We start from the raw sequence: 24,346 nt of genomic DNA on the forward strand, positions 1-24,346 counted from the left end.
CCGGTGGCCGGTCACTCTGTGTCCGTACAGCCTACGGGCAGGCGTCAGCAGACTTCCTCGAGATCCCGCCACTCGCGGGTGTCCGGGCTGTCCGCGACCCACCCGTCGAGCAGTCCGCGCACCAGTCCGGCGGGGGCGGCGATGCCGCACTCGCGCTCCGGCGACCACAGATCGCCGGCCGTGCGATGGCCGAGCGGGCCGGGATGGCCGGGCTCGCTGTGATCGTGCGGGTCGAGGTGCTCACCCTCGCCCTCGGCGCTGGGCATCCGGCTCTCGGAACAGGCCCGGCACAACAGTCGTACCGACGAGGACCAGTCCTCGGCGGCGAATCCGGCGTCGGACGCCAGCTGCTCCAGGGCGTCCCGGTCGGCCTCGGTGGCCGCCTCCAGCAGCACCACCCAGGTGGGCACGGGAGAAGGCGCCCAGAGCTCGATCTCGTCGAAGACGGGGTAGGACGGGCCCGCGGACGTGGTCCGCTCGCCGTTCGGCACACCGTCGTGCAGGACGACCTCGCCCCAGCGGCGGCCGGAGGAGGGCAGCGGGATCGACAGCACCTCTATCCGGGCCGGGTCGAGCCTGCGGCCCCACACCACTTCGGCCTCGCCCTCGGGCGACAGCCGTACGGCGGCGCTGCCGAGGTCCATGCCGACCGGTTCGCCGTTCGCCGCGGCCGCGCCGGTGGCACCGGCCCGGGTGGGGCTGCCGGGTACCTTCAGTCCGTACGCCTGCCAGGCGCGGCGGGCGAGCGGCCAGTCCTGGAGGGCGGTGGCCGCGATGCCGACGTTCCACCAGTCGGGGGCCCCGGCCTCCTTGTCCAGCAGGGCGACCGCGCGCAGACCGGCGGCCCTGGCCTGCTCCCAGTCGTGCCGGAACTTGTGCAGCAGGGCGAGGTTGAACCAGGACTCGGAGAGCCAGGGCTCGAGGTCCGCCGCTCGTGTCAGCAGTGCGCCCGCGTCCTCGTACCGGCCGTCGCCGATCAGCGTGAACGCGCGGTCGGTGGCCTGCCGCCACGAGGCGGAGGGCCGATGCCGTACCTTCCCGAAGATCCTCACGATTCCCGCCTGCCGGTCGCTCGGGTCAATGCCCCCGCACGCTGCTTGTGTGTCCTCATTTGCATCCAACCATGCCCGGTCGGAGGCTGGCTCATTACCCATGGGTTACCCAGGTGGGGCGGGGGTCAGACCGCCTCTCGCCAGGACTCTGGCAAGTGATTCGACCACCTCCGGCTGATAGTCCTGTCCGGTACCGAGGCGGAGCCGTTCGAGTGCCCCGAGGGCCCCGCCCGCGGAGCGTCCGCTTCCCCCGGTCAGATCGTCGTATGCGTTGACGGCCCGGACGATCCGGGCGGGAAGCGGCTGTTCGCGGTACGGGTCGGCCTGGCGCTCCACGACGACGGCGACGGCGGACGGAACTCCGGTCTGGCGGACGACGGCTCCGCCGAGAAGCGCTATGCGGCGCTGTTCGGGCACGGGCAGGAGGGTGGTGGCCCCGTCCGGCACGGGATCCACGAGGGAGAGCTGGCCGATGTCGTGCATCAGCGCCGCGTACTCCAGAACGGTCAGATCGCCTCCGGTGAGCCCCAGCTCCCGCCCGACGGCGGTGGAGAGGGAGGCGACCCGGCGCGCATGGCCCGGCCGGGTGTATCCGGCGATCTCGGTCGCCCGCGCGAGTGAGGCGATGGTCTGCCGGTAGGTGGTCCTGACGGCCGCGTAGCGCCGGAAGGACAGCTGGGTAAGCAGGAGGGGCACACAGAAGACGGGCAGCGCCCACAGCCCGGCGACGGCGACGGCGAGCGCCATGACGGCCCCGGTGGCGCAGACGGCGGATCCTATGCCGATGATCGCCCGCAGCTCGTCGCGCAGCAGCGGCCCGTACGGGAAGCCGGTGCGGGCGCGCAGCATCACCGCGGCGAGCACGGCGTCGCACAGGGCCGTCAGGAGCAGCAGCACGAGCAGGAAGAGGGCGTAGTACGGGCCCTGACCGAGCCGTCGCTCCAGCTCGCCCGAGTTGTAGAGCGGCTGGAAACAGACGGCGGCGAACCCGACGGTGAGCACCCGGCGGGCGACATGGTCCAGTGCGGGCCCGCGTCCGCGCGCCACATGGAGGACGGCCCCCACGAGCGCGGCCGCCACGACGACGGCGACCACCTGGAGGACGCCGTGGGTGGTGTCCCTGCCCGCGCACTCCCCGAGCAGGGCGTACGCGAGCGCCCCGGCGGCCCCGATCGGCGCGGGTTCCCGCTCTCCCGGCCCCGCGCCCCAGCGGGCGAGTTCGCCGATAACGATGAGCGCGCCGAAGGCCAGGGCATAGCCGGGCTGCTCCAGACCGGCCCAGAAGGTCCACGCCAGACCGGCGCAGGTCAGTGTGGCGGCGGCGCCGTGAACGACGCGCACGGCGCCGGTCCCCGGCGTCACACCCCGCCGCCGGGAGTGCGGTTGGCGCGGCGTCGGGCAGGGATCACGGCCGGCTGCGGCGGGATGCCTGCCCGCGGGGGCCGCGCGCCCGGCGGACCGGGCTCGTCCGAGGTGACGGCCGTCTCCCAGCCGTGCCGCTCCAGCGCGCGGGCCAGGGCGCGGACCATCTGCGGGTCGAACTGGGTGCCCGCGCACCGCCGTAGTTCCTCCAGCGCCGCCGGCACGGGCCGGGCCCGCCGGTAGGAACGGGTCGAGGTCATCGCGTCGAAGGCGTCCGCCACGGCGACGACACGGGCGAACTCGGGAATCTGCCGGCCGGAGAGCCCGTAGGGGTAGCCGCTTCCGTCGAGCCGCTCGTGGTGGTGCAGGATCGCGGCCCGCGCCTCGCCGAGGAACCCGATGCCGCGCACCATCTCGTGTCCGTACTCGGGGTGCAGTTCGATGACCCGCCGCTCGTCCGGAGTGAGGGGGCCGTCCTTGCGCAGCACCCGGGTGGGCACGCCCAGCTTGCCCACGTCGTGGAGGATCCCGGCGAACCGGAGCACCTCCAGGCGCTCCTCGTCCATGTCGAGTTCGCGCGCGATGAGGGCCGAGGCCCGTCCCACCCGCTCGCTGTGCCCGCGGGTGTACTTGTCCTTCAGGTCGACGGCCTGCACCAGGGCGCGGATGGTGGCCTGGTGGGCCGCGCGCTCGCGGTGGTACTGCGCGAAGATCCAGCAGGAGATGTACATCGGCAGCAGCACGAAGAGCGCGGACAGCGGCCCGTACGGACTCGCCCACAGCACCGCCATCATCAGCCCGGCCAGCCCGTGCACCAGATGCGGCACGAGGGAGCGCAGCGCCGGGCCGCGCCACGCGGTGCGCAGGGCCAGCCGCTCCGCGGTCGCGAGGATGCCACCGTCGAGAACGGTGACGGTGAGGCAGAAGGCGAGCGCGCCGCCGGCGGCCGTCAGGAGTGCCTGGGGAAAGTCGGGTGCGCGCAGGACGTGTTCGCCGCCGAGCAGCACATAGACCTGGGCGGCGCTCCAGGTGGCGAGGGTGAGCTGGGCGGCCCGCCAGATCCGCCGCAGGCCCGTCGGCCGCAGGTCGACCCGTCCCAGCAGGGCGCCGGGCACGGCGACCAGCGCGGCGTGCGCCGGGGGCAGCAGGAACGCGGCAGCGAGCAGCACCGGGAAGAAGGAGCCGGCCGCTACAGGCACCGAGCTGCCGAGGTAGCGGCAGCGGGCGGGCAGTTCGCAGACGGCGTAGAGCCCGGCGAGCAGGCCGACGGCCCGCCAGCCGCCAGGGACGTCCTGCCGCAGCGCGGGCAGGACGCAGGCCACGGCGCCGAGCAGGGCGGCCAGAATGTACGCACGTGCCGATGCCGGTACGGACCTCACCGCTCCGCCCCCTCCCAAATCGAGCGCAAGGCTAGCGAGTTGGAGGAGACACGGCGGGGCGTTGGCCACCTTTCGCACGGACGGGTGACGCGGGAGCACGACGGCCCGGGCTCGGAAGCACGGCACCGGCGCGTGCAGCACCCGCCCATGACACCGGCGCGTGAACCACCCGCGCCCATCACACCCGCGCTTGAACCACCCGCGCCCATGACACCCGCGCGGGAAGCACCGCCCGCGGAAGCCGGCGCGTGAGGCATCCGCCCATGAAAAAGGTGCGCCACGCGTCTCGTGGCGCACCTTCCGGCTGCTGCGGCGTCCTGAACTACTCCGGGGCGAGGCCCGGCAGCTCGCTGCCCGCGACCGTCACGTCCTGCTCGGGAACGGCCTGTCCCGAACGGATGAGATCGATCCGGCCCATGACCTTGGCGCGCAGGTCCGTGGGCACGTCGTCATGCCCGCAGCAGCGCTTGACCAGCTTCTTCACGGCCTGCTCGAGCCCGTACTTCTCCAGGCACGGGGAGCACTCCTCGAAGTGGACCTCGAACTTGGTGCAGTCGCTGTCGGGCATCTCTCGGTCGAGAAACTCGTAGAGATGGTCCAGGACCTCTGAGCAGTCCGTCTCGTGCGGCTCTCCGCAGCTCATGAGCCCGAGCCTTTCGCTTCGTTCGACTCCCCCGCACCGGCCGGGACGAGTCCGCGCTCACGTGCGTAGTCCTCGAGCATGCCGCGCAGTTGACGACGGCCCCGGTGCAGGCGGGACATCACCGTCCCGATGGGTGTTCCCATGATGTCCGCGATCTCCTTGTACGCAAAGCCCTCGACGTCTGCGAGATAGACCGCGATACGGAACTCCTCGGGAATGGCCTGCAGTGCGGCCTTCACGTCCGAGTCGGGGAGGTGGTCGAGAGCCTGCGACTCGGCGGAGCGCAGTCCCGTCGACATGTGCGACTCGGCGCGCGCCAGCTGCCAGTCCTCGATCTCCTCGGCGGCACTGCGCTGGGGCTCGCGCTGCTTCTTGCGGTACGAGTTGATGAAGGTGTTCGTGAGAATCCGGTACATCCACGCCTTGAGGTTGGTCCCCTCACGGAACTGGTGGAAGGACCCGTACGCCTTGGCATACGTCTCCTGCACGAGATCCTCGGCATCGGCCGGATTGCGCGTCATGCGCAGGGCGGCGGAGTACATCTGGTCGAGGAAGCCGAGGGCGTCACGCTCGAAACGGGCGTTGCGCTCCGTGGGCGTCTCTTCCGGCTGTGCCGCCTGGCCGTCGTCGGTCCCTGCGTCGGTCCCAGTGACCGGACCCACCTCCTCCAACGCTGTGGCGAGGCCGAATGCGGACCCGCTCGAATCGGAGAATAGTCGACCTTCGGTTGCCGGCTCCTGCCGATCCACTCCGCCCGCCGCCCGAACGGGGGCGTTCTTGCCTGCCGAGAGCACGGTCCACTCCAGGTCAGCGGCGTGCCTGCGGCTCGGGCAGATGGTCGAACCCATGCGACGGACTCCCTACTCCATGCTCCGGTACTGACGTACAGACATCCCGCACAACAGAGCCGGGCCCCTGGTCATTCCCGCAGCCGTCCCAGCCAGGCGCGCACCGCGTCCGTGATGGTTGTCACGGTCTCCTCCTCGGCGATTCCGGCGCTCTTGGCGACGGCGAAGCCGTGATCCGCGTGCTCCACCGCGACCAGCTCGTACGCACCGTCCGGGAATTCGCGGGGCCTTCCGAAGGGGTCGTTGCCGCCCTGGACGACGAGTGTCGGCACCCCGGCCCCGAGGAGTTCTTCGGCCCGTGACTTCTCGGGCCTGCCGGGCGGGTGCAGCGGAAAGCTGAGGGCGAGGACCGCGGCGGCCCCGAGCTCCCGCGCGGTCCGGCAGGCCACCCGCGCACCGGCGCTGCGCCCGCCGGCGACGACGGGCAGTCCGGGTGCGGCGAGGGCCGGCCACAGGGCCCGCCAGCCGACGTCGAGGGTCTTGGGCGCGGGCGCGAGCTTCTTCCCCGCCACCCGCCAGGGCTGCTCCACCAAAGCGACGGTGACCCCGTCGGCGGGCAGCGCGGCGGCGATTCCCTGGAGGTCCCGGGCACCGATGCCGCCGCCTGCCCCGTGGCCGAGGGCCAGCACGGTGGTGGCGTCCTCGGCCGCGTACCAGGTGACACGGGCGTCCCCGGCCGGGGTTTCGACGATCTCGTTGTTCTTCACGCAGCCATCTTGGGCCGCGCGGGGTCAGAACAGCGTGCTCTCCTGCGGCGCCGCGAGTTCTTCCAGCAGTTCCGGCCCGTTGTTGCGCACATTGCTGACGGCCGTCGTCACCGGGTAGGCCCGCATCAGGCCCTCCGCCGGCGGCTGGAGCAGTGACTTCAGCTCGTCCACGTCCGTCCGGGACGGGTCCAGCCAGGCGTCCCACCGGTCCGGCGTGAGCATCAGCGGCATCCGGGGGTGGATGTCGGACAGCGAGCGCGGTCCTTCGGCGGGTGCGACGCCGAGCGGTCCCGTCTCGGCCTCCGTGGTGATCACCGAGCAGGTCACCCACCACGCCTGGGGATGGTCGTCGGGCAGGGTGCTGTCGCGCCAGAACTCGTACAGACCGGCCATGGCGAACACGGAGCCGTCGGCGGGGGTCACGAAGTACGGCTGCTTCCTCGGCCGCTTCTTCTTTCCCTGCTCCTCCAGCTGCCGTTCCTCGGCCGCGGTCACCCACTCGTAATAGCCGTCGGCCGGCAGGATGCAGCGGCGCGAGACGAAGGGCCTGCGGAACGACGGCTTCTCGTGCACGGTCTCCGCCCGGGCGTTGATCATCCGGGCCCCGCCCTCGGGCGTCTTCGCCCAGGACGGCACGAGCCCCCACTTCAGCGTGCGGAGCTGGCGAACCGGGCGGGGGTCCTCCGCGTCTTTCAGAGGGCGTTCGAGAATCGCGTAGACCTCTTTGGTCGGGGCGACATTGAAATCGGGAGCCAGGGTCTCCTTCGGCTCCCACTTCTCGACCTCGAAGAGTCCGGTGAGGTCCTCGGGTCTACGACTGGCTGCATACCGTCCGCACATAAGTGCCAGACTGCCACTCCCGACCGCCGCCCGAGGAGCCGCCCCAGAAATGGTCAGCACCGAATACCTTTCGCCGCTCAGCAGCGCGTCCATAGGTGATCTCTGGGACCGCGTCTTCGGGTCCCAGCCCGCACCGGACCGGTGGCTGGTCATCGGCACCGCGGTCCTCGCCCTCGCCGTGGTGCTGCCGCATCCCGTCTGGCGCGTCTCCCGGAACGCCGTGACGATCGCCCACGAGGGCGGCCACGGGCTCGTCGCCCTGCTCACCGGCCGCAAACTGGACGGCATCCGGCTGCACTCGGACACCAGCGGTCTGACGGTGAGCCGCGGCAAGCCCACCGGCCTCGGCATGATCCTCACCGCGGCGGCCGGCTACACCGCCCCTCCTCTGCTGGGCCTCGGCGGCGCCTGGCTGCTGGCCGCGCACCACATCACCCTGCTGCTGTGGGTGTCCACGGCGCTGCTGCTGGCCATGCTGGTGATGATCCGCAACGTCTACGGAGCGGTCACCGTCATCCTCACGGGTGCCGCTTTCCTGCTCGTCTCCTGGCTCACGGAGCCCGAGGTGCAGGCCGCGTTCGCCTATGCGGCCGTGTGGTTCCTGCTGCTCGGCGGCGTACGGCCGGCCTTCGAGCTCCAGTCCAAGCGCCGGCACGGCGGGGCGCCGGACTCCGACGCCGATCAACTCGCCCGGCTGACCCATGTACCGCCCGCCCTGTGGCTGTTCCTCTTCCACGCGGTGTCCCTGTGTTCACTGATCGGCGGCGGCCGGTGGCTGCTGGGTCTGTGAGCACATGGCGAACACTCGCCGAAGCCCTTTACCACTGATCGATTACGCCCCGGTTTCGCCGCATTTGATCAAGATCGGGGTTCGCGCGGAGCCATTAAAGTGAAGGCCATGACCGAAGCTTCCGTGCACCCTGCCCTCTGGCCCGCCCCGTTCGCGACCGGAGCCGTCGAAGCGACGGTGACCGTGCCCGGTTCCAAATCGGTCACCAACCGCGCTCTGGTGCTGGCCGCTCTCGCCGCCGAGCCGGGCTGGCTGCGCCGCCCGCTGCGTTCGCGCGACAGCCTGCTGATGGCCGACGCCCTGCGCGCCCTCGGTGTCGGCATCGAGGAGACGGTGTCCTCCAGCTCCACCGTCACCGGCGTGCACGACAGCGAGGGCGAGGCCTGGCGCGTGATCCCCGCCGGTCTGCACGGCCCGGCCACCGTCGACGTCGGCAATGCCGGCACGGTGATGCGCTTCCTCCCGCCCGTCGCCTCCCTCGCCTCCGGCCCGATCCGGTTCGACGGTGACCCCCGCTCCTACGAGCGCCCGCTGAACGGCGTGATCGACGCCCTGCGGGTGCTCGGCGCCCGTATCGACGACGACGGCCGCGGCGCGCTCCCGATGACCGTGCACGGCGGCGGCGCACTGGACGGCGGCTCCGTCGAGATCGACGCCTCCTCCTCCTCGCAGTTCGTCTCGGCGCTGCTGCTCTCCGCCCCGCGCTTCAACCAGGGTGTGGAGGTGCGGCACATCGGCGCACGTCTGCCGTCGATGCCGCACATCCGGATGACCGTCGACATGCTGCGTGCCGTCGGCGCCCAGGTCGACGAGCCGGAGACCGGCGGCGAGCCCAATGTCTGGCGGGTCTCCCCCTCGGCCCTGCTGGGCCGTGACCTCACCGTCGAGCCCGATCTGTCGAACGCGCAGCCGTTCCTGGCGGCCGCGCTCATCACCGGCGGCCGGGTGACCGTTCCGGACTGGCCCGAGCGCACCACCCAGCCCGGCGACGCGCTGCGCGAGATCTTCACCGAGATGGGCGGTTCCTGCGCGCTGACCGACGCCGGTCTCACCCTGACCGGCACGGGCCGCATCCACGGCATCGACGTCGATCTCGGCGAGGTGGGCGAGCTGACCCCGGGCATCGCGGCCGTCGCAGCCCTCGCGGACTCCCCCTCCACACTGCGCGGCGTGGCGCATCTGCGCCTCCACGAGACGGACCGTCTGGCCGCTCTCACCAAGGAGATCAACGAACTCGGCGGTGACGTCACCGAGACGGAGGACGGGCTGCACATCCGCCCCCGCCCGCTGCACGGCGGTGTGTTCCACACCTACGACGACCACCGGATGGCGACGGCCGGATCGATCATCGGCCTCGCCGTCGAGGGCGTGCAGATCGAGAACGTGGCGACGACCGCGAAGACCTTGCCCGACTTCCCGCGGATGTGGGCCGGAATGCTCGGGGCCTGAGGACATGCGGCGCTACGGCAAGAACCCCGACGAGGACGACATCCGCGTCCGCCCGAACCGCAAGGGCAACCGGCCGCGGACCAACATCCGCCCCAAGCACGAGGACGCCGTCGAGGGCATGGTCCTCACCGTCGACCGCGGGCGGCTCACCTGCCTCGTCGAGGACCGGATCGTCCACGCCATGAAGGCCCGGGAGCTCGGCCGCAAGGCCGCTGTCGTGGGTGACCGGGTCGGCATCGTCGGCGATCTGTCCGGGGACAAGGACACCCTCGCGCGCATCGTGCGGATCGAGAAGCGGAAGTCCGTCCTCCGCCGTACGGCCGACGACGACGATCCCTATGAGCGCGTGGTCGTGGCCAACGCCGACCAGCTGGCCATCGTGACCGCCCTCGCCGACCCCGAACCGCGCCCGCGTCTCATCGACCGCTGCCTGGTCGCCGCGTACGACGGCGGGCTCACCCCGCTCCTGGTCCTCACCAAGTCCGACCTGGCGTCGCCGGACGAACTGCTGGAGATGTACGGGGCGCTGGGTGTCCCCCATGTGGTCACCACGCGCGACGAGTTCGTCGACGGCGTCGCCGCGGAGCGCGTGCACGAACACCTCTCCGGCCGCACCACCGCGTTCGTCGGCCACTCCGGCGTGGGCAAGACGACGCTGGTCAACGCTCTGGTGCCGAAGGAGCGCCGGCGGAGCACCGGCCTGGTCAACGCGGTCACCGGCCGCGGCCGGCACACCACCACCTCGGCCCTCGCCCTGCCGCTCAACGACAAGGAGGGCGGCTGGGTGATCGACACCCCCGGTGTGCGGTCGTTCGGTCTGCACCACGTCGACCCGTCCCGGGTGATCCTCGCCTTCCCGGATCTCGTGCCGGGGACGGAGGGCTGTCCGCGGGCATGCAGCCACGACGAGCCGGACTGCGCGCTGGACGAGTGGGTCGCCGAGGGCCACGCGGACCCGGCCAGGCTGTACTCCCTGCGGCGACTGCTCGCCACCCGGGAGCGACGCGAGGGCGACTGACCGGCGCACGTTTGCCGCCTGTCGGTCCTGGTAAGGGCATAATCGCATCACGTCCTACCGAGCAGTCACCGAGCGTTGCGGAGGCACAGACCATGGCGTGGCTGCTGGTGGTGGTCGCCGGGATCCTGGAGACGGGATTCGCGGTCTGTCTCAAGCTCTCGCACGGATTCACCCGGCTCTGGCCGACGATCGCGTTCGCCTGCTTCGCGCTGGGCAGCTTCGGTCTGCTGACCCTGGCCCTGCGGAAGCTGGACGTCGGTCCGGCGTACGCGGTGTGGACGGGCATCGGAGCGGCGGGGACCGCGATCTACGGCATGGTCTTCCTGGACGACTTGGTCTCCACGTTGAAGATCGTCTCGATCACCCTGGTGATCGTCGGTGTCATCGGTCTCCAGCTGTCGGGGTCGGGACACTGACGCCGGCCACGGCCGTACGGACCAGCTGCCCCACGCCCTCACCGGCGGGCGCGACGACATAGGAGAACGCGAGCCGCACCGCCAGCTCGCAGCGCTGCGCGAGCGCGGCCGACTCCTCCGCCGTCCGCCCCTGGGGCCGCTCGGATTCCAGTGCGGCCTGCGATCTGTCCCGTACCTCCGTCACCACGTCCGAGGGGGCCGGAAGCCCGGCGTCCGCGCGGCGCTGGGCGGGGACGCCGGCCGCGGGCGCATCGCGGCGGGCGGGCCGGGGAACGGGCAGACGCTCGCCCCAGCAGCCGGTGAGCAGCGCACGCAGCAACGGTCTCGACCGCGCCTCGCCGACCGTCCACTCGGCCACGGCGGCCAGCCGGTCGACGGGGGCCGTCCGTTCGGCCAGCAGCTGGTCCACGCCGTACAGATAGGTGTCGGCCTCCCGCCGTGCCAGCGCACGGGCCAGCCCGTCCTTGCTGCCGAACTCGTTGTAGAGGGTCTGCCGCGAGACCCCCGCGGCGGAGGCGACGTCCACCATCCGCACCCCCGACCACGGCAGCTCGGCAAGCGCGGCGAGCGCGGCGTTCAGCAGGGACTCTCGCGCTGTAGGCATCATCGCCTCCCAGGCCGGGCGGCGCCCCGACCGGGCGCCCACCGTGCGGTACGGCACTGCGCTCAGAGTTGACGCGCCTCCATGCACTGTCAAGAGCCGGGGCGAACAGGCGCCCCCGGGAGGCCGGATGAGCCCCGATAGAGTGACGACCATGCCCGACTACCACGACGATCTGCGCCTCGCCCATGTCCTCGCCGACGCCGCCGACGCCGCGACCATGGACCGGTTCAAGGCCCTCGACCTCAAGGTCGAGACGAAGCCGGACATGACCCCGGTGACCGAGGCCGACAAGGCGGCGGAGGAACTGATCCGCGGGCAGCTGAAGAGAGCGCGGCCGCGTGACGCGATCCTCGGCGAGGAGTACGGCATCGAGGGCACGGGCCCGCGCCGCTGGGTGATCGACCCCATCGACGGCACCAAGAACTACGTCCGCGGCGTCCCGGTCTGGGCGACGCTGATCTCGCTGATGGTCCAGGGCGAGGGCGGCTTCCAGCCGGTCGTCGGCGTGGTCTCGGCCCCGGCGCTCGGCCGCCGCTGGTGGGCCGCCCAGGGTGGTGGCGCCTACACCGGGCGCAGCCTGAGCCAGGCCACCAGGCTCCACGTCAGCCGGGTCGGCAGCATTTCGGACGCCTCCTTCGCGTACTCCTCCCTCAGCGGCTGGGAGGAGCAGGGGCGGCTGGACGGCTTCATGGATCTGACCCGCGCCTGCTGGCGCACCCGCGGCTACGGCGACTTCTGGCCGTACATGATGGTGGCCGAGGGTTCGGTGGACATCTGCGCGGAGCCGGAGCTGTCGCTGTGGGACATGGCCGCCACCGCGATCGTCGTCCAGGAGGCCGGCGGCTCCTTCACCGGCCTGGACGGACGCCGCGGCCCGCACAGCGGGAACGCGGCCGCGTCCAACGGACTGCTCCACGAGGAACTGCTCGGATACCTCAACCAGCGCTACTGACGGTCACCGTCACCCGCTGAGCGGGCGGCGGCATCAGGCCGTCGGCGGCACCGTGGGCCGTACCGCCGACCGGCGGTGGCAGGCGCATCCACCCTTCCCCGGCGGTGTCCGGGCGCCGGGGAATGCGCCGCGCCCGCCCCCTTGCTGCGGTCCCCCAAGACTGCGACTCTGAGAGTCCCCCCACTTGTGAACTTGTGAATCGGTTCCCGAACTGCCGATCACCAAGGAGGTGGCTCCATTCATGCTCGTCCGTGACGCCATGAGCACGGTGGTCCTCACCATCGGACCCACGCACACACTCCGCCAGGCGGCCCGGTTGATGGCCGCACGCCGCGTCGGCGCGGCGGTCGTCCTCGACACCGACGCCGACGGCCTGGGCATTCTGACCGAGCGCGACATTCTCGTAGCGGTGGGCAAGGGCCAGGACCCCGACCAGGAGACCGCCGGCACCCACACCACCACCGACGTCGTTTTCGCCGCGCCGTCCTGGACCCTGGAGGAAGCCGCGGAGGCCATGTCGCACGGCGGCTTCCGGCATCTGATCGTGATGGACGGCGACGGCGGGCCCGTCGGCATCGTGTCGGTCCGCGACATCATCCGCTGCTGGGCCCCGGCCCGGCGGCACCACTCCACACTCGTCGGCTGAACCGCCCAGGACCTGACGCCCGGGCGATCGAGGAACGCCAGGGTCCGGCAGCCACTGACGCATGACGCACGCAATGCCGGGCGACCGGTGCGCACACAAGAGGGCCGGACCCCCTGGACAGGGATCCGGCCCTCTTTCCTCGGCAGCCGCCGGTCAGCCGCGAAGGGCCTGGACCGCGGCCTCCAGCCGCTTGCCGAAGTCACCGTCCGCCTTGCGGAAGTTGTCGACCGCCCGCTCCGCGATGTCGTCGCGCGACACCTTCGCGATGAACTGCGAGAGGTTCTCGATCAGGCGGGTCCTCTCGTCCTCCGACATCAGGCGGTAGAGATTGCCCGCCTGCACGAAGTCGTCGTCCTCGGCGTGGCGGGGCGCCTCGTGGTTGCCGGTGCCGCCGCCGACCGGGGTGGAGACCCACAGCGGACGGTCCGTCTGGAACGGGCCGCCGAAGCTGTTCGGCTCGTAGTTCTTCGCACCCTTGTGGCGGCCGTCGTACAGGAAGCCGTCACGGCTGTTCGTCCGCGCCTCGGTGGCGTGCGGGCGGTTCACCGGCAGGTGGTCGGCGTTGATGCCGACGCGGTAGCGGTGGGCGTCGCCGTACGCGAAGAGACGGCCCTGGAGCATCTTGTCCGGGGAGGGACCGATGCCCGGCACGAAATGGGCGGGGCTGAAGATGGACTGCTCGACCTCGGCGAAGATGTTCTCCGGGTTGCGGTTGAGCTCCAGCTTGCCGATCTCGATCGGCGGGTAGTCCTCGTGCGGCCACACCTTGGTGAGGTCGAACGGATTGAAGCGGTAGGTCGCCGCCTCGGCCGCCGGCATGATCTGGACCTGCACCGTCCACGACGGGAAGTCACCGCGCTCGATGGACTCGCGCAGGTCACGCTGGTGGCTGTCCGGGTCCACACCGGAGAGGCGGTTGGCCTCGTCGGTGGTGAGGTTCCTGATCCCCTGGTCCGTCTTGAAGTGGTACTTGACCCAGAAGACCTCGCCGGCCTCGTTGTTCCACTGGAAGGTGTGCGAGCCGTAGCCGTTCATGTGGCGCAGGGTGGCCGGGATGCCGCGGTCACCGAAGAGCCAGGTGACCTGGTGCGTCGACTCCGGGCTCAGACCCCAGAAGTCCCAGACGTTGTCCGCTTCCTGGCTGCCCGTGTACGGGTCGCGCTTCTGGGTGTGGATGAAGTCCGGGAACTTGATGGCGTCCTTGATGAAGAACACCGGGGTGTTGTTGCCGACGAGGTCGTAGTTGCCCTCCTCGGTGTAGAACTTCAGCGCGAAGCCGCGGGGGTCACGCACCGCGTCGGCCGAGCCGAGGTTGCCCGCGACGGTCGAGAACCGCAGGAACGTCTCGGTCTGCTTGCCGACCTCGGAGAGGAACTTCGCACGCGTCCACCGCGAGACATCGCGGGTGAGCGTGAAGGTGCCGTACGCGCCGGCGCCCCGCGCGTGGACGATGCGCTCCGGAATGCGCTCACGGTTGAAGTGCGCGAGCTTCTCGAGCAGCGCCTGGTCCTGGACCAGAACGGGACCGCCGACGCCCGCCGTCTCGCTGTTCTGGTTGTCGGCGACCGGAGCCCCGGCCTCCGTGGTGAGCGGTCCCTGCGTCACGTGCGCCTCCTGCGTCATTCCTGCCAGTCCTGTCCCTCAACGATTCTGGATCCGACCCTACAATGGACTTTGTCCAAGTCAAGTAGATATCCAAGTTCACACTCGGTCGGGACCTGGGACGAGCCACTGTTAGGCTGTTCCTATGAGTGACCTTCTTGAACGGCTTCGCGGACGCGGCTGGCGGATGACCGCCCAGCGGCGTGTCGTGGCAGAGGTCCTCGACGGCGAGCATGTGCATCTGACCGCCGACGAGGTCCACGCGCGGGCGGTGAAGAGGCTGCCCGAGATCTCGCGGGCGACGGTCTACAACACGCTCGGTGAGCTCGTGACCCTCGGCGAGGTCCTGGAAGTCTCCACGGACCACCGCGCCAAGCGGTACGACCCGAATGCCCACCAGCCCCACCAGCACCTCGTCTGCGCCCGCTGCGGCGCCATCCGCGACGTGCACCCCGCCGGCAACCCGCTGGCGGACCTGCCCGACTCCGAGCGCTTCGGCTTCACGGTCTCGGACGTCGAGGTGACCTACCGCGGCACCTGCCCGAACTGCGCGGCGGCGTAGTCGTACGACGTCGAGAGCCCCGGCACCCGAGAGTGCCGGGGCTTTCCGCTGTCCGCGCCCGTCCCCCACGACCCGTTGACCGGGCCCCGTCCCGCCGACCGGATTCAGCCCCCTCCGCCCGGGCAGACACACCAGCGACGTGTGCGCGACGGGCGCACATCGCAGTGGAGGGAGTGATCGGTCGTGCGCGTGCTCTGGGTGTCCGCCCACCCCGACCCGCGCTCGCTGAACGGGGCACTGCGCGACGAAGGCGTCGCGGTGCTGCGTGAGCGGGGGCACGAGGTCGTCGAGTCGGATCTCTACGTGATGGGCTGGAATCCCGTGGTCGACCACGGTGACTTCGCCCACGACCCGGACAAGCGCCTCGATGTGCTCACCGAGTCCCAGCGCGCCCTGGAGACCGGCACGCTGAGTGAGGACATCCGCCAGGAGCAGGCCAAGCTGCTGTGGGCGGACACGCTGGTCGTGCAGTTCCCCCTGTGGTGGTTCGGCATGCCGGCCATCCTCAAGGGCTGGTTCGACCGGCTGTTCGTCCAGGGCTTCGCCCAGGGCGTGCCGGACCCGGCCACGGGCCGGGCGATGCGCTACGGGGACGGCGGGCTGTCCGGCCGCCGCGCGCTGGTGGTGACCACGGTCGGCGCCAACGCCGCCACCACCGGGCCGCGGGGCATCCACGGCGACATCAACGACGTCCTGTTCCCGATCCTGCACGGCACCCTCTGGTACACCGGCATGTCCGTGGTCCCGCCCCTGGTCGTCAACGGCACGGTGTGTCTGTCGGGTCCCGAGTACGAGGCCGCCGCCGAGCGGCTGCGCGAACGGCTCGTCGCCCTTCCGGACACCGACCCGATTCCCTACCGCCGGCAGAGCGGCGGCGACTACGACGAGCACCTCGTCCTGCGGCCCGAGCACGCGAGGGGCGAGGAGGGCATCCGCATCCACTACACCGGCCCCGGACAGACGGAACCGTGCGAGACGACGGGCGGCCCGACCGAAGCCGACCGTTGAAGAATCGAAGCCCGGACAGACCGAAGGCCCGGATCCATCAGGATCCGGGCCTTCGGTTTCAGTAGCGGGGACAGGATTTGAACCTGCGACCTCTGGGTTATGAGCCCAGCGAGCTACCGAGCTGCTCCACCCCGCGTCGGTGAACACAACATTACGTCAGCCCACTGACCAGAGCAAATCCATTGGCGCCCGTGCGGAGTGAGCTCCGTTACGCGGTGAGCTCCTGGTGCAGCGCGTCCCGCAGCCGGGCCGCACGCTCCGCCACCTCGGCCGGACCCAGCTCGACGGCCCGCGCGCACCAGCGCTGGCCCTCGGTGAGCTCACCCCGGCGCGCGGCGAGCAGGGCCAGGCGTAGTGCCGCCCGGCCGTGTCCCGCGCGCGCTGCCCGGGTCCACCACAGGGCCGCCTCGCGCTCGTTGCCCTCACGGGCGAGGAGCAGCCCGAGGTTGAAGGCGCCGTTGCGGCTGCCCGCCTCGGCGGCCTCGCGGTACCAGCGGTCCGCCTCCGCCATGTCGCCGCGGGCGGCGGCCAGCATGCCGACCCGCACCTGAGCACGGCGGTGCCCCTGCTCGGCGGCACGCTCGTACCACTCCTCGCACTCGGTCTTCTCCGCCGGCGGCTCGCCGAGCGCCGGTGCGCCCGGCGGCGGCTGACGGGAGTCCAGCAGCGTCGCGAGCCGGAAGGCCGCCTCGGCGCTGCCGCCGCCGGCCGCACACCGCAGATGCCGCTCGGCGGCCCGGTCGTCGCCGTCGCGGAGCAGCGCTATGCCGACCTGGAGCGCCGCCTCGGTGTGACCCGCGGCCGCGGCCCTGGCGTACCAGAGCAGGGCCGTACGGTCGTCGTCCCGGCCGACGTGGAGGATGCCCAGATTGAAGGCGGCGTCCACGCTGCCGGCCTCGGCCGCCTTGGAGAACCACGGCTCGGCGCCCGTGGCGTCACCGGACTGCAGCAGCAGCACGGCGAGCGCGTTGGCGGCCTCCCGGTGCCCCGCGTAGGCGGCGCGGCGGTACCACTGCTCGGCCTGAGCGGTGCGGTCCTGGGCGGCGCAGAGCAGCCCGAGGTTGTAGGCGCCGTTGACGTCGCCCGCGTCCATGGCGGCGCGGTACCAGCGCTCGGCGGTCTGCTGCTCGCCGCGGGCGGCGTGCAGGGCGCCCAGGGCGTTGGCGGCGTTGCCGTCGCCCTCCTGGGCAGCGCGCAGCCACCAGACGGCGGCGCTCTCCTCGTCACCGGCGTCACGCAGCAGGAAGCCGAGCGCGCACGCGGCACGCGCCTCGCCGTCCTTCGCCGAGGTGAGGTACCAGCGGCCCGCCTCCTTCAGCTCTCCGCGCTTCTCGAGGATCGCGCCGAGGTGCAGCGCGGCTCTGCGGTGTCCCCGGGCGGCGGCCTGCCGGTACCACTGGGCGGCCTCGTCCAGGACGGTGGGCTCCGGGCCCGCCTGGTCCTCGGGACCGGCGCGGCCGGAGGGCGCACCGGTGTCACGGCCCCGGCCGCCGGGAGGCGCGCAGGCGCCCTCGCCGGCCGCATCTCCGTCCGTGCGGACGACCAGGAGGCCCGCGTCCCCGCCGGCGCGTGCCTCGTCCGCCGCCCGGCGCTCCAGCGCACGGGCGAGCCGGTAGGCCGCTTCACGATGGCCCTGCTCGGCGGCGGCACGCAGCCAGCGCTCGGCGCCCACGTCGCTGCGGTGCTCCAGCAGATCGGCGAGTGCGTACGCCCCCAGGGCGTGGCCCTGCTCGGCGGACTGGCGCAGCCAGTATTCGGCGGCGGGCTCGTCACCGCGCTCGCGGAAGTGGCGCCCGAGGGCGTGCGCCGCGGCGGCCGAGCCGGCGACGGCGGCGATGCGCCACCAGCCGGCCGCCTCGTCCGCGTAGCCGCGCTGGTGGAGCAGGACACCCAGGTTGTTGGCGGCCGCACGGTCGCCCTCGGAGGTGGCGGCCCGCAGATAGGGCTCGGCACCGTCGAGGTCGCCACGGCGCATCAGCAGCGCGCCGAGCACGCTCATCGACGCGGTGTCGCCGCTCTCCGCCGCACGGCGGTATCGCTCCTCGGCCCCGGCGCTCTCCACGGAGTCGGCACCCTCAGTGGCGCCCACGCCGTCGATCTGGCTCGCGGCAGGAGTGTCCGCGGCGTCGGCAGCGCTGATCACATCTGCCGCGTTACCGGCATGCTGCTGCACAAACCGCCCTGTCTCCAACAGAGTTGCCCTGTCCCCCATAAATTCCATCGTCGCACCACCTGCAACCCGCGTACACCTGGTATACCGCAGCCAGTAAGGTCACTTCAGCGTTTTGTCGACATGCCCACAGAGAGATAAGTCAAACACGTTGACGGCCAACTCGCCCCCCGGCGCGCCCAGTTCCCACCGGCAGCACATACGCGCGAAGAGGGCCCGGATCCTCAAAAGGATCCGGGCCCTCTTCGTTTCAGTAGCGGGGACAGGATTTGAACCTGCGACCTCTGGGTTATGAGCCCAGCGAGCTACCGAGCTGCTCCACCCCGCGTCGTTGTGTTGAAACACTATCACGACGCGGAGTGTTGCCTGTTCAGCAGCTACGGGGACGGGCTGGGACTCGGCTTGCCCTGAGCCGCGTTCAGCCGCTGCAGCGCCGCGTCCAGGTCCTCCTGGGCCCTGCCGTACGCCTCCCAGTCCTTCGGCGTCTTCGCCAGCGCGGCCTCGGCGTCCTGGTGCGCCTTCAGCACGTCGGCGATGGCGCCCTTGAGCGCGGCGTCACCGGTCGCCGGCGGCGGCTTGGTGGTGCCGTCTCCCGGTGGTGTCGGTGGCGTCGTCGTCGGTGGCGGCTCGGCGCCTTCCTGTGCGAAGACCGCGTCGAGCGCCTCCGTCAGGCTGTCCTTGAAGACCGGTTTGCCTCCGCCGTACGCGACGGCCACCTTCTTCAGCAGCGGATAGTTCGCGCTGCCGCCTCGGGCGTACACCGGCTCGATGTAGAGGAACCCGCCGTCGAGCGGCACCGTCAGCAGATTTCCGTACTCGATGTCCGAGTCGGTACCTCTGAGGTCCCGTACGAACGTGGCCACTTCGGGCACACCGTTCAGCTCACTCTGCACCTGTGTCGGACCCTGGACGGTCGAGGTCACTCTCAGCAGTCTGATCGAGCCGTAGCCCTTGCTCGTGGCGTCGGCGTCGACGGCCATGAACGCACCCAGGTTGGGGCGCCCGGCCGGAGTGAACGTCGTCGTCAGCGAGAACTTCTGCGCCGATTCCCCGGGCATCTTCAGGCTCAGGTAGTACGGCGGGACCGCGCTGGTGTCCTTGTTCGTCGGGTCGTCCGGCACCTGCCAGGCATCACTGCCGCTGTAGAACTGCTCGGGCTCCGTGACGTGGTACCGGGTGAGCAGCTCGCGCTGGACCTTGAACATGTCCTGCGGGTAGCGCAGATGAGCCTTGAGCGCGGGCGAGATGTCGGCCTTGGACTTCACCGTGCCGGGGAAGGCCTTCATCCAGGTCTTCAGGACGGGGTCCTCGGTGTCCCACTGGAACAGCTTGACCGAGCCGTCGTACGCGTCGACGGTCGCCTTCACCGAGTTCCGGATGTAGTTGACCTGGTTCTGCTGGGCGACGACCGCGCGCTGGTTGGTGGTCAGCGAGTCGGTCGTGGTGTCGCCGAGCGTCGTACGCGAGGCGTACGGGTAGCCGTTGGTCGTGGTGTACGCGTCGACAATCCACTGGATACGGCCGTCGACGACCGCCGGGTAGGCGTCGCCGTCGATCGTCAGCCAGGGGGCCACCGCCTCGACGCGCTCCTTGGGGGTGCGGTTGTAGAGAATCCGCGAACCCTCCCCGACAGCACCCGAGTACAGGATCTGCGGCTCGCTGAAGGCCACCGCGTACGCGGCGCGGTTCAGCGGGTTGGAGAGGCTGACGCCGCTCTTGCCCTGGTAGCTCGTGTACTTGGTGGGGCCGACGCTGGCCTCGTAGTCGAGCTCCTTCTGCGGACCGCCCACGATCGAGTACTGCTCGGTCTTCTCGCCGTAGTAGATCCGCTGCTCGTACTTCCCGAGCTGGCCCTTGGTGGGCATGCCGGCCTCGGTGAAGTCCGGTGAGCCGACGGTGCCCTGGTTCGGATCGGTGATCACGCTGGTGCCCTTGGCCGAGATCGCGCCGTAGCCATGGGTGTAGGTGAAGTGGTCGTTGATCCAGTTGCTCTTCGGGATGCCCGTGATGTTGAGCTCGCGCAGACCGATGACCGTGTCCTGCGGCTTGCCGTCGGAGCCGGTGTACCGGTCGACGTCCAGCGTCGCGGGGAACTGGTAGTACTTGCGCTCCTGCTGGAGCTGCTGGAAGGCGGGCGAGACGACGTTGGAGTCGACGACGCGGTAACTCGCCGCCGACGTGGCCGCTTCGCGCTGCTGCGCCTTCCGCTGCGGGTTGCCCTTGCCCTCGTAGTCCTCGGGCTTGGCGCTGTCGATGCCGTACGCCTCGCGCGTGGCATCGATGTTCTTCTTGATGTACGGACTTTCCTTGGCCTGCTCGTTCGGCTGGACCTGGAACTTCTGCACGATCGCCGGGTAGAGACCGCCGATGAGGATCGCGGACAGAACCATCAGGCCGAAGCCGATGACGGGCAGCTGCCACGTCCGCCGCCAGAGCGTCGCGAAGAAGAGCAGGGCACAGATGACCGCGATGCAGAAGAGGATCGTCTTCGCCGGGAGATAGGCGTTGGCGTCCACGTACCGCAGGCCTGTCCAGTTCCCCGTGGCCTTGAAGTCACTGGACTTCACCGCGAGGCCGTACCGGTCGAGCCAGTACGCCACGGCCTTCAGCGAGACGAAGACACCGAGCAGCACCGAGAGGTGGCCGGTGGCCGCCGCGGTCGCCCGGGCTCCGGGGCTGGTGATGCGCAGCCCGCCGTACAGATAGTGGGTCAGCGCGGCGGCGATCAGCGAGAGCACGGCGGCCGCGAAGCCGAAGCCGAGCAGGAAGCGGTACCAGGGCAGGTCGAACGCGTAGAACGACACGTCCATCTTGAACTGCGGGTCCTTCTGACCGAAGGGCACGCCGTTGACCCACATCAGCCAGGTGCGCCACTGACCGGTGGCGGACGCTCCGGCGATCAGCCCGACCAGAGCGGTGATCGCGAGGAGCACCCACTTCTTGTACGGGGCGATGCTCATCCGGTAGCGGTCGAGGCTCTGCTGCTCCAGCGACATCGCGCTGAGCGGCGGGCGCAGCCGGTGCGCGAGCCAGATGTTCAGCCCGACAGCTCCCGCCATGAGCAGACCGAAGACGGCGAACAGCCCGATCTTGGTCCACAGAGTGGTGGTGAACACCGAGGAGTAGTGGACTGAGCGGTACCAGAGCCAGTCCGTCCAGAACCCGGCGAACATGACGAACGCCATGGCCAGCACGGCCAGCACGGCCAGTGTCATGAGCAGGGTGCGGACGCGCCGGGACGGCCGGCCCACTCTGATCCGTGGCCCGGTCGGGCCTCCGCCGCGGTCCGGCATCTGGAAAGCCAACGTGCGCACCTCGAAGTTCGCGGTCGTGTGAAACGGGCCCCGCGATCGTAGAGCCCACTACTGCAACTTACTGAGGCTTTACCTAGTTCCCGTATCGGGCCCGGAAGGAGGCAGGATATTGGGCATGCCCAATAGTTCTTCCTCCGGCCCCCCGATGGCCGCCAGCCCACTGACCCGCGCCGTGCTCGAAATCGACGAGTACGCCTCCGGCCTCGGCTGGGACCGGCCGGCGAGGCTTTTCGCCCTCGTCGACACCGCACAGCTGCGCACCCAGGAGCCCGGCCTCGCGGGCCAGCTCGGACTCGACGGCGACAAGGCCGGCGCTCCCCTGACCCCGATCGAGCAGGACGAGATTCCGCCCGGCACTCCCCTGGACGAGTTCCTCGGCACGATCGCGTGGCCGGACGCGGTGGCCGGCTGCGCGCTGACCGTGGAGCGCCAGATGCTTCCCGCGTCGGCGGAGGCCTCGGTACCCGAAGGTCTCGACGACGCCGCCCTCACCAAGTGGGTGGCTTCTCACCCGGCCCGCCAGGAGGTGCGCATGACCGTGGCGGTGCTCCGTGACGGTGCCCGTGAGTCTGCGCTGCGGCTCCGCGAGAAGGACTCGGCGACCGAGGTGTTGACGGGTTCGGACCTGGTGCCGGGTCTGGCGGACGCGCTGTCGGCGACGTTCGAGGCCTGAGGGTCCGGGGTCCGTCGCTCGGCGCGCGCTCGCCGCGTTGCCGTCGGACGCCGGGCCCCGGTGCTCAGCCGGTCGGGCCGCTCGGCAGCCCTGCTCAGCCAGTGGTGCAGCTCGGCAGCCCTGCCGTGCTGCCCGACCTGATCTTCTCCAGCGACTTCGCGGCGTCCTCGATGGTGTTGACCTTCACGAGGGTCAGCCCGTCGGGGATGTCAGAGGCGGCCGACGCGCAGTTGTCGTTCGGCGTCAGGAAGTACTCCGCACCCGCGTTGCGGGCGCCCACCAGCTTCATCTCGATGCCACCGATGGGACCGACCTTGCCCTGGTCGTCGATGGTGCCGGTGCCCGCGACGAACTTGCCGCCGGTGAGGTTTCCGGGAGTGAGCTTGTCGACGATGCCCAGCGCGAACATCAGACCGGCGCTGGGGCCGCCCACATCGGCGAGGTTGATGTCGACCGTGAACGGGAACGTGTGGTCGGTCCCCGCCTGGATACCCACGATCGCGCGGTTGCCGGTGTCCGACGTGGTCGTGGTGATCGTGACCTTCTCGGTGGCGTCCGGCTCCTTGCCCGCCTTCTCGGCGGCGGCAGCGGCCTTCGCCGGGACGATCGTGAAGACGACCTTCTCGCCGGGCTTGTGCTTGGTGACCAGCTTGGCGACGTCGGCCGGCTGCTCGACGGCGGCGCCGTCCACGGCGCGGATCACGTCGCCGGCGTGCAGCCGGTCCTCGGAGGGCGTGTCCTTGATGACCGTGGAGACGACGACCCGCGACTTCACGGGGATCTTCAGCTGCTTCAGCGCGGCAACCTTCGCGCTCTCCTGCGACTGGGTGAATTCCTCGGCGTTCTCCTGTGTCGACTGCTCTTCCGTCTTGCCGTCCGGGTAGAGCGTGTCGTGCGGAACGACCACGTTGTCGTGGGCCAGCCAGCCGTAGACGGCCTCGACGAAGTTCATGTTGTAGTCCGCACCGGTGACCCGGACCGTCGTCATGTTGAGATGACCGGTCGTCGGGTAGGTCTTGCGGCCGGAGATCGCCAGAACCGGCTCACCGCGCGCCTCGCCGAGCGTGTTGACGGTGGGGCCGGGCGACATCTCCGAATACGGCACTTTGATGAACACCCCGGCGCACAGAAGTGCGATCAGAACGAGGGTGGAGGCGAGCATCGTCGCGGTGCGGCGTGGCATGGAACGACAGTACGGGACGCGCCTGTCAGCGCACCGCCGGGGCCGGTCCGTACGGGGCAGAAGGGCCTCTGCGCACGGACGGCGTGTGAGTCAGGACTGCGTCAGGCGGCATCTCTGCCGGTGCCCGCTTTTTCCATCGCGTCGCGGAACCGCGCGTAGCCGGCGAGCTCGGCCACGTCACCGGTTGTCCGGTTCCGCTGGGCCCAGCCTCCCCATATCGCAGCACCGACGGCAGCGAACAGCGGAATCAACAACCAGGCGAGTGCTGCCATCACGACCTCCCTACCCCATGATCGAAAGCAACTGAATGATCAGCAGATTAGCCATCTGCCAGTTCAACGCTCACGGCAGGGTGGCGGTTACGCAAATCGGGCCGCTTGGGCTTCTCGCGGGTTTCGGCCGGGCGCCGAGAACGATCCGGGAAGCCCCGCGTGCCATGCCGTCGTGACCGCCCCGCTGCCGCTTGTCGGGTACCCGTGATCGAGGGCTCCACGCCGGGGCAGGACGGCTCACGGAAGGGGGCGGCACGAAACCCGGGTCCGGCCGCTCACGGAAGGGGCGGCACCATCCCGGGTCCGGCCGCTCGCCGAAGGGGCGGCACCATCCCGGGTCCGGGCAGATCAGGAACCGGCAGGCCTACGCGCCCACCCACTCCTCGGTGCCGTCGGAGAACTTCTGGTGCTTCCAGATCGGCACCTCGTGCTTGAGGTCGTCGATCAGCTTGCGGCACGCCTCGAACGCCTCCCCGCGATGCGGGCAGGACACCGCGACGACGACCGCGAGGTCCCCGATGGCGAGATCCCCGACCCGGTGCACCGCGGCCAGCGCCCGCACCGGGAAGCGGGCGACGACCTGGTCCGCGATCCGGCGCATCTCGGCCTCGGCCGAGGGATGGCAGGAGTACCCCAGGGTGTCCACGTCGGATCCGCCGTCGTGATTGCGCACGGTGCCGACGAACAGCGCGGTGCCGCCCGAGGCGTCGTCACCGACGGCCGCGAAGACCTCGTCGACGGAGAGCGGGGTGTCGCGGATCGCGAGAAGGCGGACCGGGTCCGGTGCCGCCTGCTCGCCGGGGTGCTCGTGCGTACGTGCCATGCCGGCCATCGTGCCGCATGCCACTGACATCGC

At 70.7% G+C, this 24,346-nt stretch carries 23 protein-coding genes and 2 tRNA genes; 9 read left to right on the forward strand and 16 right to left on the reverse strand.

The window, feature by feature from the left end; all coding sequences use genetic code 11:
* Positions 1-44: 44 nt before the first annotated feature.
* The 7 genes from RPQ07_RS12585 to RPQ07_RS12615 form a co-directional block, all read right to left on the reverse strand.
* Complete coding sequence (locus tag RPQ07_RS12585; RefSeq protein ID WP_313944209.1) at positions 45-1,052, reverse strand: hypothetical protein; 1,008 nt, start codon at positions 1,050-1,052, stop codon at positions 45-47.
* Between the two features lie 105 nt (positions 1,053-1,157).
* On the reverse strand, positions 1,158-2,414 hold the full coding sequence (locus tag RPQ07_RS12590; RefSeq protein ID WP_413777733.1) for an HD-GYP domain-containing protein: 1,257 nt from the start codon (positions 2,412-2,414) through the stop codon (positions 1,158-1,160).
* Complete coding sequence (locus tag RPQ07_RS12595; protein ID WP_313944211.1) at positions 2,411-3,793, reverse strand: HD-GYP domain-containing protein; 1,383 nt, start codon at positions 3,791-3,793, stop codon at positions 2,411-2,413. Before RPQ07_RS12595 ends, RPQ07_RS12590 begins: the two co-directional genes overlap by 4 nt.
* Positions 3,794-4,115: 322 nt before the next feature.
* Positions 4,116-4,436, reverse strand: a complete 321-nt coding sequence (rsrA, locus tag RPQ07_RS12600; RefSeq protein WP_313944212.1) for a mycothiol system anti-sigma-R factor — start codon at positions 4,434-4,436, stop codon at positions 4,116-4,118.
* The gene (locus RPQ07_RS12605) at positions 4,433-5,098 is read right to left on the reverse strand and encodes a sigma-70 family RNA polymerase sigma factor (protein WP_313944213.1); all 666 of its coding nucleotides are present in this window, start codon (positions 5,096-5,098) and stop codon (positions 4,433-4,435) included. The genes rsrA and RPQ07_RS12605 overlap by 4 nt, the downstream gene beginning before the upstream one ends.
* 257 nt (positions 5,099-5,355) lie before the next feature.
* Positions 5,356-5,991 carry an alpha/beta family hydrolase gene (locus RPQ07_RS12610; protein WP_313944214.1) on the reverse strand — a complete coding sequence of 212 codons (636 nt, stop codon included), beginning with the start codon at positions 5,989-5,991 and terminating at the stop codon, positions 5,356-5,358.
* 24 nt (positions 5,992-6,015) lie between these two features.
* Positions 6,016-6,831 carry an SOS response-associated peptidase gene (locus tag RPQ07_RS12615; RefSeq protein ID WP_313944215.1) on the reverse strand — a complete coding sequence of 272 codons (816 nt, stop codon included), beginning with the start codon at positions 6,829-6,831 and terminating at the stop codon, positions 6,016-6,018.
* Positions 6,832-6,880: 49 nt separating this feature from the next.
* Between RPQ07_RS12615 and RPQ07_RS12620 the strand changes: the two genes are divergently transcribed.
* The 4 genes from RPQ07_RS12620 to RPQ07_RS12635 all read left to right on the forward strand — a co-directional run bounded on the left by RPQ07_RS12620 (position 6,881) and on the right by RPQ07_RS12635 (position 10,504).
* The gene (locus RPQ07_RS12620) at positions 6,881-7,621 is read left to right on the forward strand and encodes a M50 family metallopeptidase (protein WP_313944216.1); all 741 of its coding nucleotides are present in this window, start codon (positions 6,881-6,883) and stop codon (positions 7,619-7,621) included.
* A gap of 108 nt (positions 7,622-7,729) precedes the next feature.
* A complete protein-coding gene (gene aroA / locus RPQ07_RS12625; protein ID WP_313944217.1) occupies positions 7,730-9,070 on the forward strand; it encodes a 3-phosphoshikimate 1-carboxyvinyltransferase in 1,341 nt (446 codons plus the stop codon).
* A gap of 4 nt (positions 9,071-9,074) precedes the next feature.
* A complete protein-coding gene (gene rsgA / locus RPQ07_RS12630; protein WP_313944218.1) occupies positions 9,075-10,088 on the forward strand; it encodes a ribosome small subunit-dependent GTPase A in 1,014 nt (337 codons plus the stop codon).
* 92 nt (positions 10,089-10,180) lie between these two features.
* A complete protein-coding gene (locus tag RPQ07_RS12635; RefSeq protein WP_313944219.1) occupies positions 10,181-10,504 on the forward strand; it encodes a multidrug efflux SMR transporter in 324 nt (107 codons plus the stop codon).
* Here the strand turns inward: RPQ07_RS12635 and RPQ07_RS12640 are convergent.
* Positions 10,470-11,108, reverse strand: coding sequence for a TetR/AcrR family transcriptional regulator (locus RPQ07_RS12640; RefSeq protein ID WP_313944220.1), 639 nt, complete (start codon positions 11,106-11,108; stop codon positions 10,470-10,472). The genes RPQ07_RS12635 and RPQ07_RS12640 overlap by 35 nt on opposite strands.
* 151 nt (positions 11,109-11,259) lie before the next feature.
* Between RPQ07_RS12640 and hisN the strand changes: the two genes are divergently transcribed.
* Both hisN and RPQ07_RS12650 read left to right on the forward strand, forming a co-directional pair.
* The gene (gene hisN / locus RPQ07_RS12645) at positions 11,260-12,060 is read left to right on the forward strand and encodes a histidinol-phosphatase (RefSeq protein ID WP_313948876.1); all 801 of its coding nucleotides are present in this window, start codon (positions 11,260-11,262) and stop codon (positions 12,058-12,060) included.
* Positions 12,061-12,301: 241 nt separating this feature from the next.
* Positions 12,302-12,706, forward strand: coding sequence for a cyclic nucleotide-binding/CBS domain-containing protein (locus RPQ07_RS12650; protein ID WP_313944221.1), 405 nt, complete (start codon positions 12,302-12,304; stop codon positions 12,704-12,706).
* Between the two features lie 153 nt (positions 12,707-12,859).
* Here RPQ07_RS12650 and RPQ07_RS12655 read toward each other — a convergent pair whose 3' ends face one another.
* A complete protein-coding gene (locus RPQ07_RS12655; RefSeq protein WP_313944222.1) occupies positions 12,860-14,329 on the reverse strand; it encodes a catalase in 1,470 nt (489 codons plus the stop codon).
* Between the two features lie 124 nt (positions 14,330-14,453).
* On the opposite strand from RPQ07_RS12655, the gene RPQ07_RS12660 reads away from it, so the two are divergent.
* Both RPQ07_RS12660 and RPQ07_RS12665 read left to right on the forward strand, forming a co-directional pair.
* On the forward strand, positions 14,454-14,870 hold the full coding sequence (locus RPQ07_RS12660; RefSeq protein WP_313944223.1) for a Fur family transcriptional regulator: 417 nt from the start codon (positions 14,454-14,456) through the stop codon (positions 14,868-14,870).
* A 183-nt stretch (positions 14,871-15,053) separates the two neighbouring features.
* Positions 15,054-15,878: an NAD(P)H-dependent oxidoreductase gene (locus tag RPQ07_RS12665; RefSeq protein ID WP_313944224.1), complete on the forward strand. Its 825-nt coding sequence runs from the start codon at positions 15,054-15,056 to the stop codon at positions 15,876-15,878.
* Between the two features lie 62 nt (positions 15,879-15,940).
* Here RPQ07_RS12665 and RPQ07_RS12670 read toward each other — a convergent pair.
* From RPQ07_RS12670 to RPQ07_RS12685, 4 genes are all read right to left on the reverse strand, one after another.
* Positions 15,941-16,014 (reverse strand) — tRNA-Met (locus RPQ07_RS12670).
* A gap of 72 nt (positions 16,015-16,086) precedes the next feature.
* Positions 16,087-18,099 (reverse strand): sel1 repeat family protein, encoded by a 2,013-nt coding sequence (locus RPQ07_RS12675; protein ID WP_313944225.1) that lies wholly within the window; start codon positions 18,097-18,099, stop codon positions 16,087-16,089.
* Between the two features lie 203 nt (positions 18,100-18,302).
* Positions 18,303-18,376: transfer RNA gene (locus RPQ07_RS12680), tRNA-Met, on the reverse strand.
* A 49-nt stretch (positions 18,377-18,425) separates the two neighbouring features.
* Positions 18,426-21,341: a UPF0182 family protein gene (locus RPQ07_RS12685; RefSeq protein ID WP_313948877.1), complete on the reverse strand. Its 2,916-nt coding sequence runs from the start codon at positions 21,339-21,341 to the stop codon at positions 18,426-18,428.
* A gap of 136 nt (positions 21,342-21,477) precedes the next feature.
* On the opposite strand from RPQ07_RS12685, the gene RPQ07_RS12690 reads away from it, so the two are divergent.
* Positions 21,478-22,035, forward strand: a complete 558-nt coding sequence (locus RPQ07_RS12690; protein ID WP_313944226.1) for a PPA1309 family protein — start codon at positions 21,478-21,480, stop codon at positions 22,033-22,035.
* Positions 22,036-22,129: 94 nt separating this feature from the next.
* Here the strand turns inward: RPQ07_RS12690 and RPQ07_RS12695 are convergent, their stop codons facing one another.
* The 3 genes from RPQ07_RS12695 to RPQ07_RS12705 form a co-directional block, all read right to left on the reverse strand.
* The gene (locus RPQ07_RS12695) at positions 22,130-23,218 is read right to left on the reverse strand and encodes a PDZ domain-containing protein (RefSeq protein ID WP_313944227.1); all 1,089 of its coding nucleotides are present in this window, start codon (positions 23,216-23,218) and stop codon (positions 22,130-22,132) included.
* 101 nt (positions 23,219-23,319) lie between these two features.
* Positions 23,320-23,490 (reverse strand): hypothetical protein, encoded by a 171-nt coding sequence (locus RPQ07_RS12700; protein WP_313944228.1) that lies wholly within the window; start codon positions 23,488-23,490, stop codon positions 23,320-23,322.
* A 364-nt stretch (positions 23,491-23,854) separates the two neighbouring features.
* Entirely contained in the window at positions 23,855-24,313 is a 459-nt protein-coding gene (locus tag RPQ07_RS12705) for a molybdenum cofactor biosynthesis protein MoaE (protein WP_313944229.1), read from the reverse strand.
* Positions 24,314-24,346 lie beyond the last annotated feature (33 nt).

Source organism: Streptomyces sp. AM8-1-1, from assembly GCF_032229325.1.
GTDB lineage: Bacteria > Actinomycetota > Actinomycetes > Streptomycetales > Streptomycetaceae > Streptomyces > Streptomyces achmelvichensis.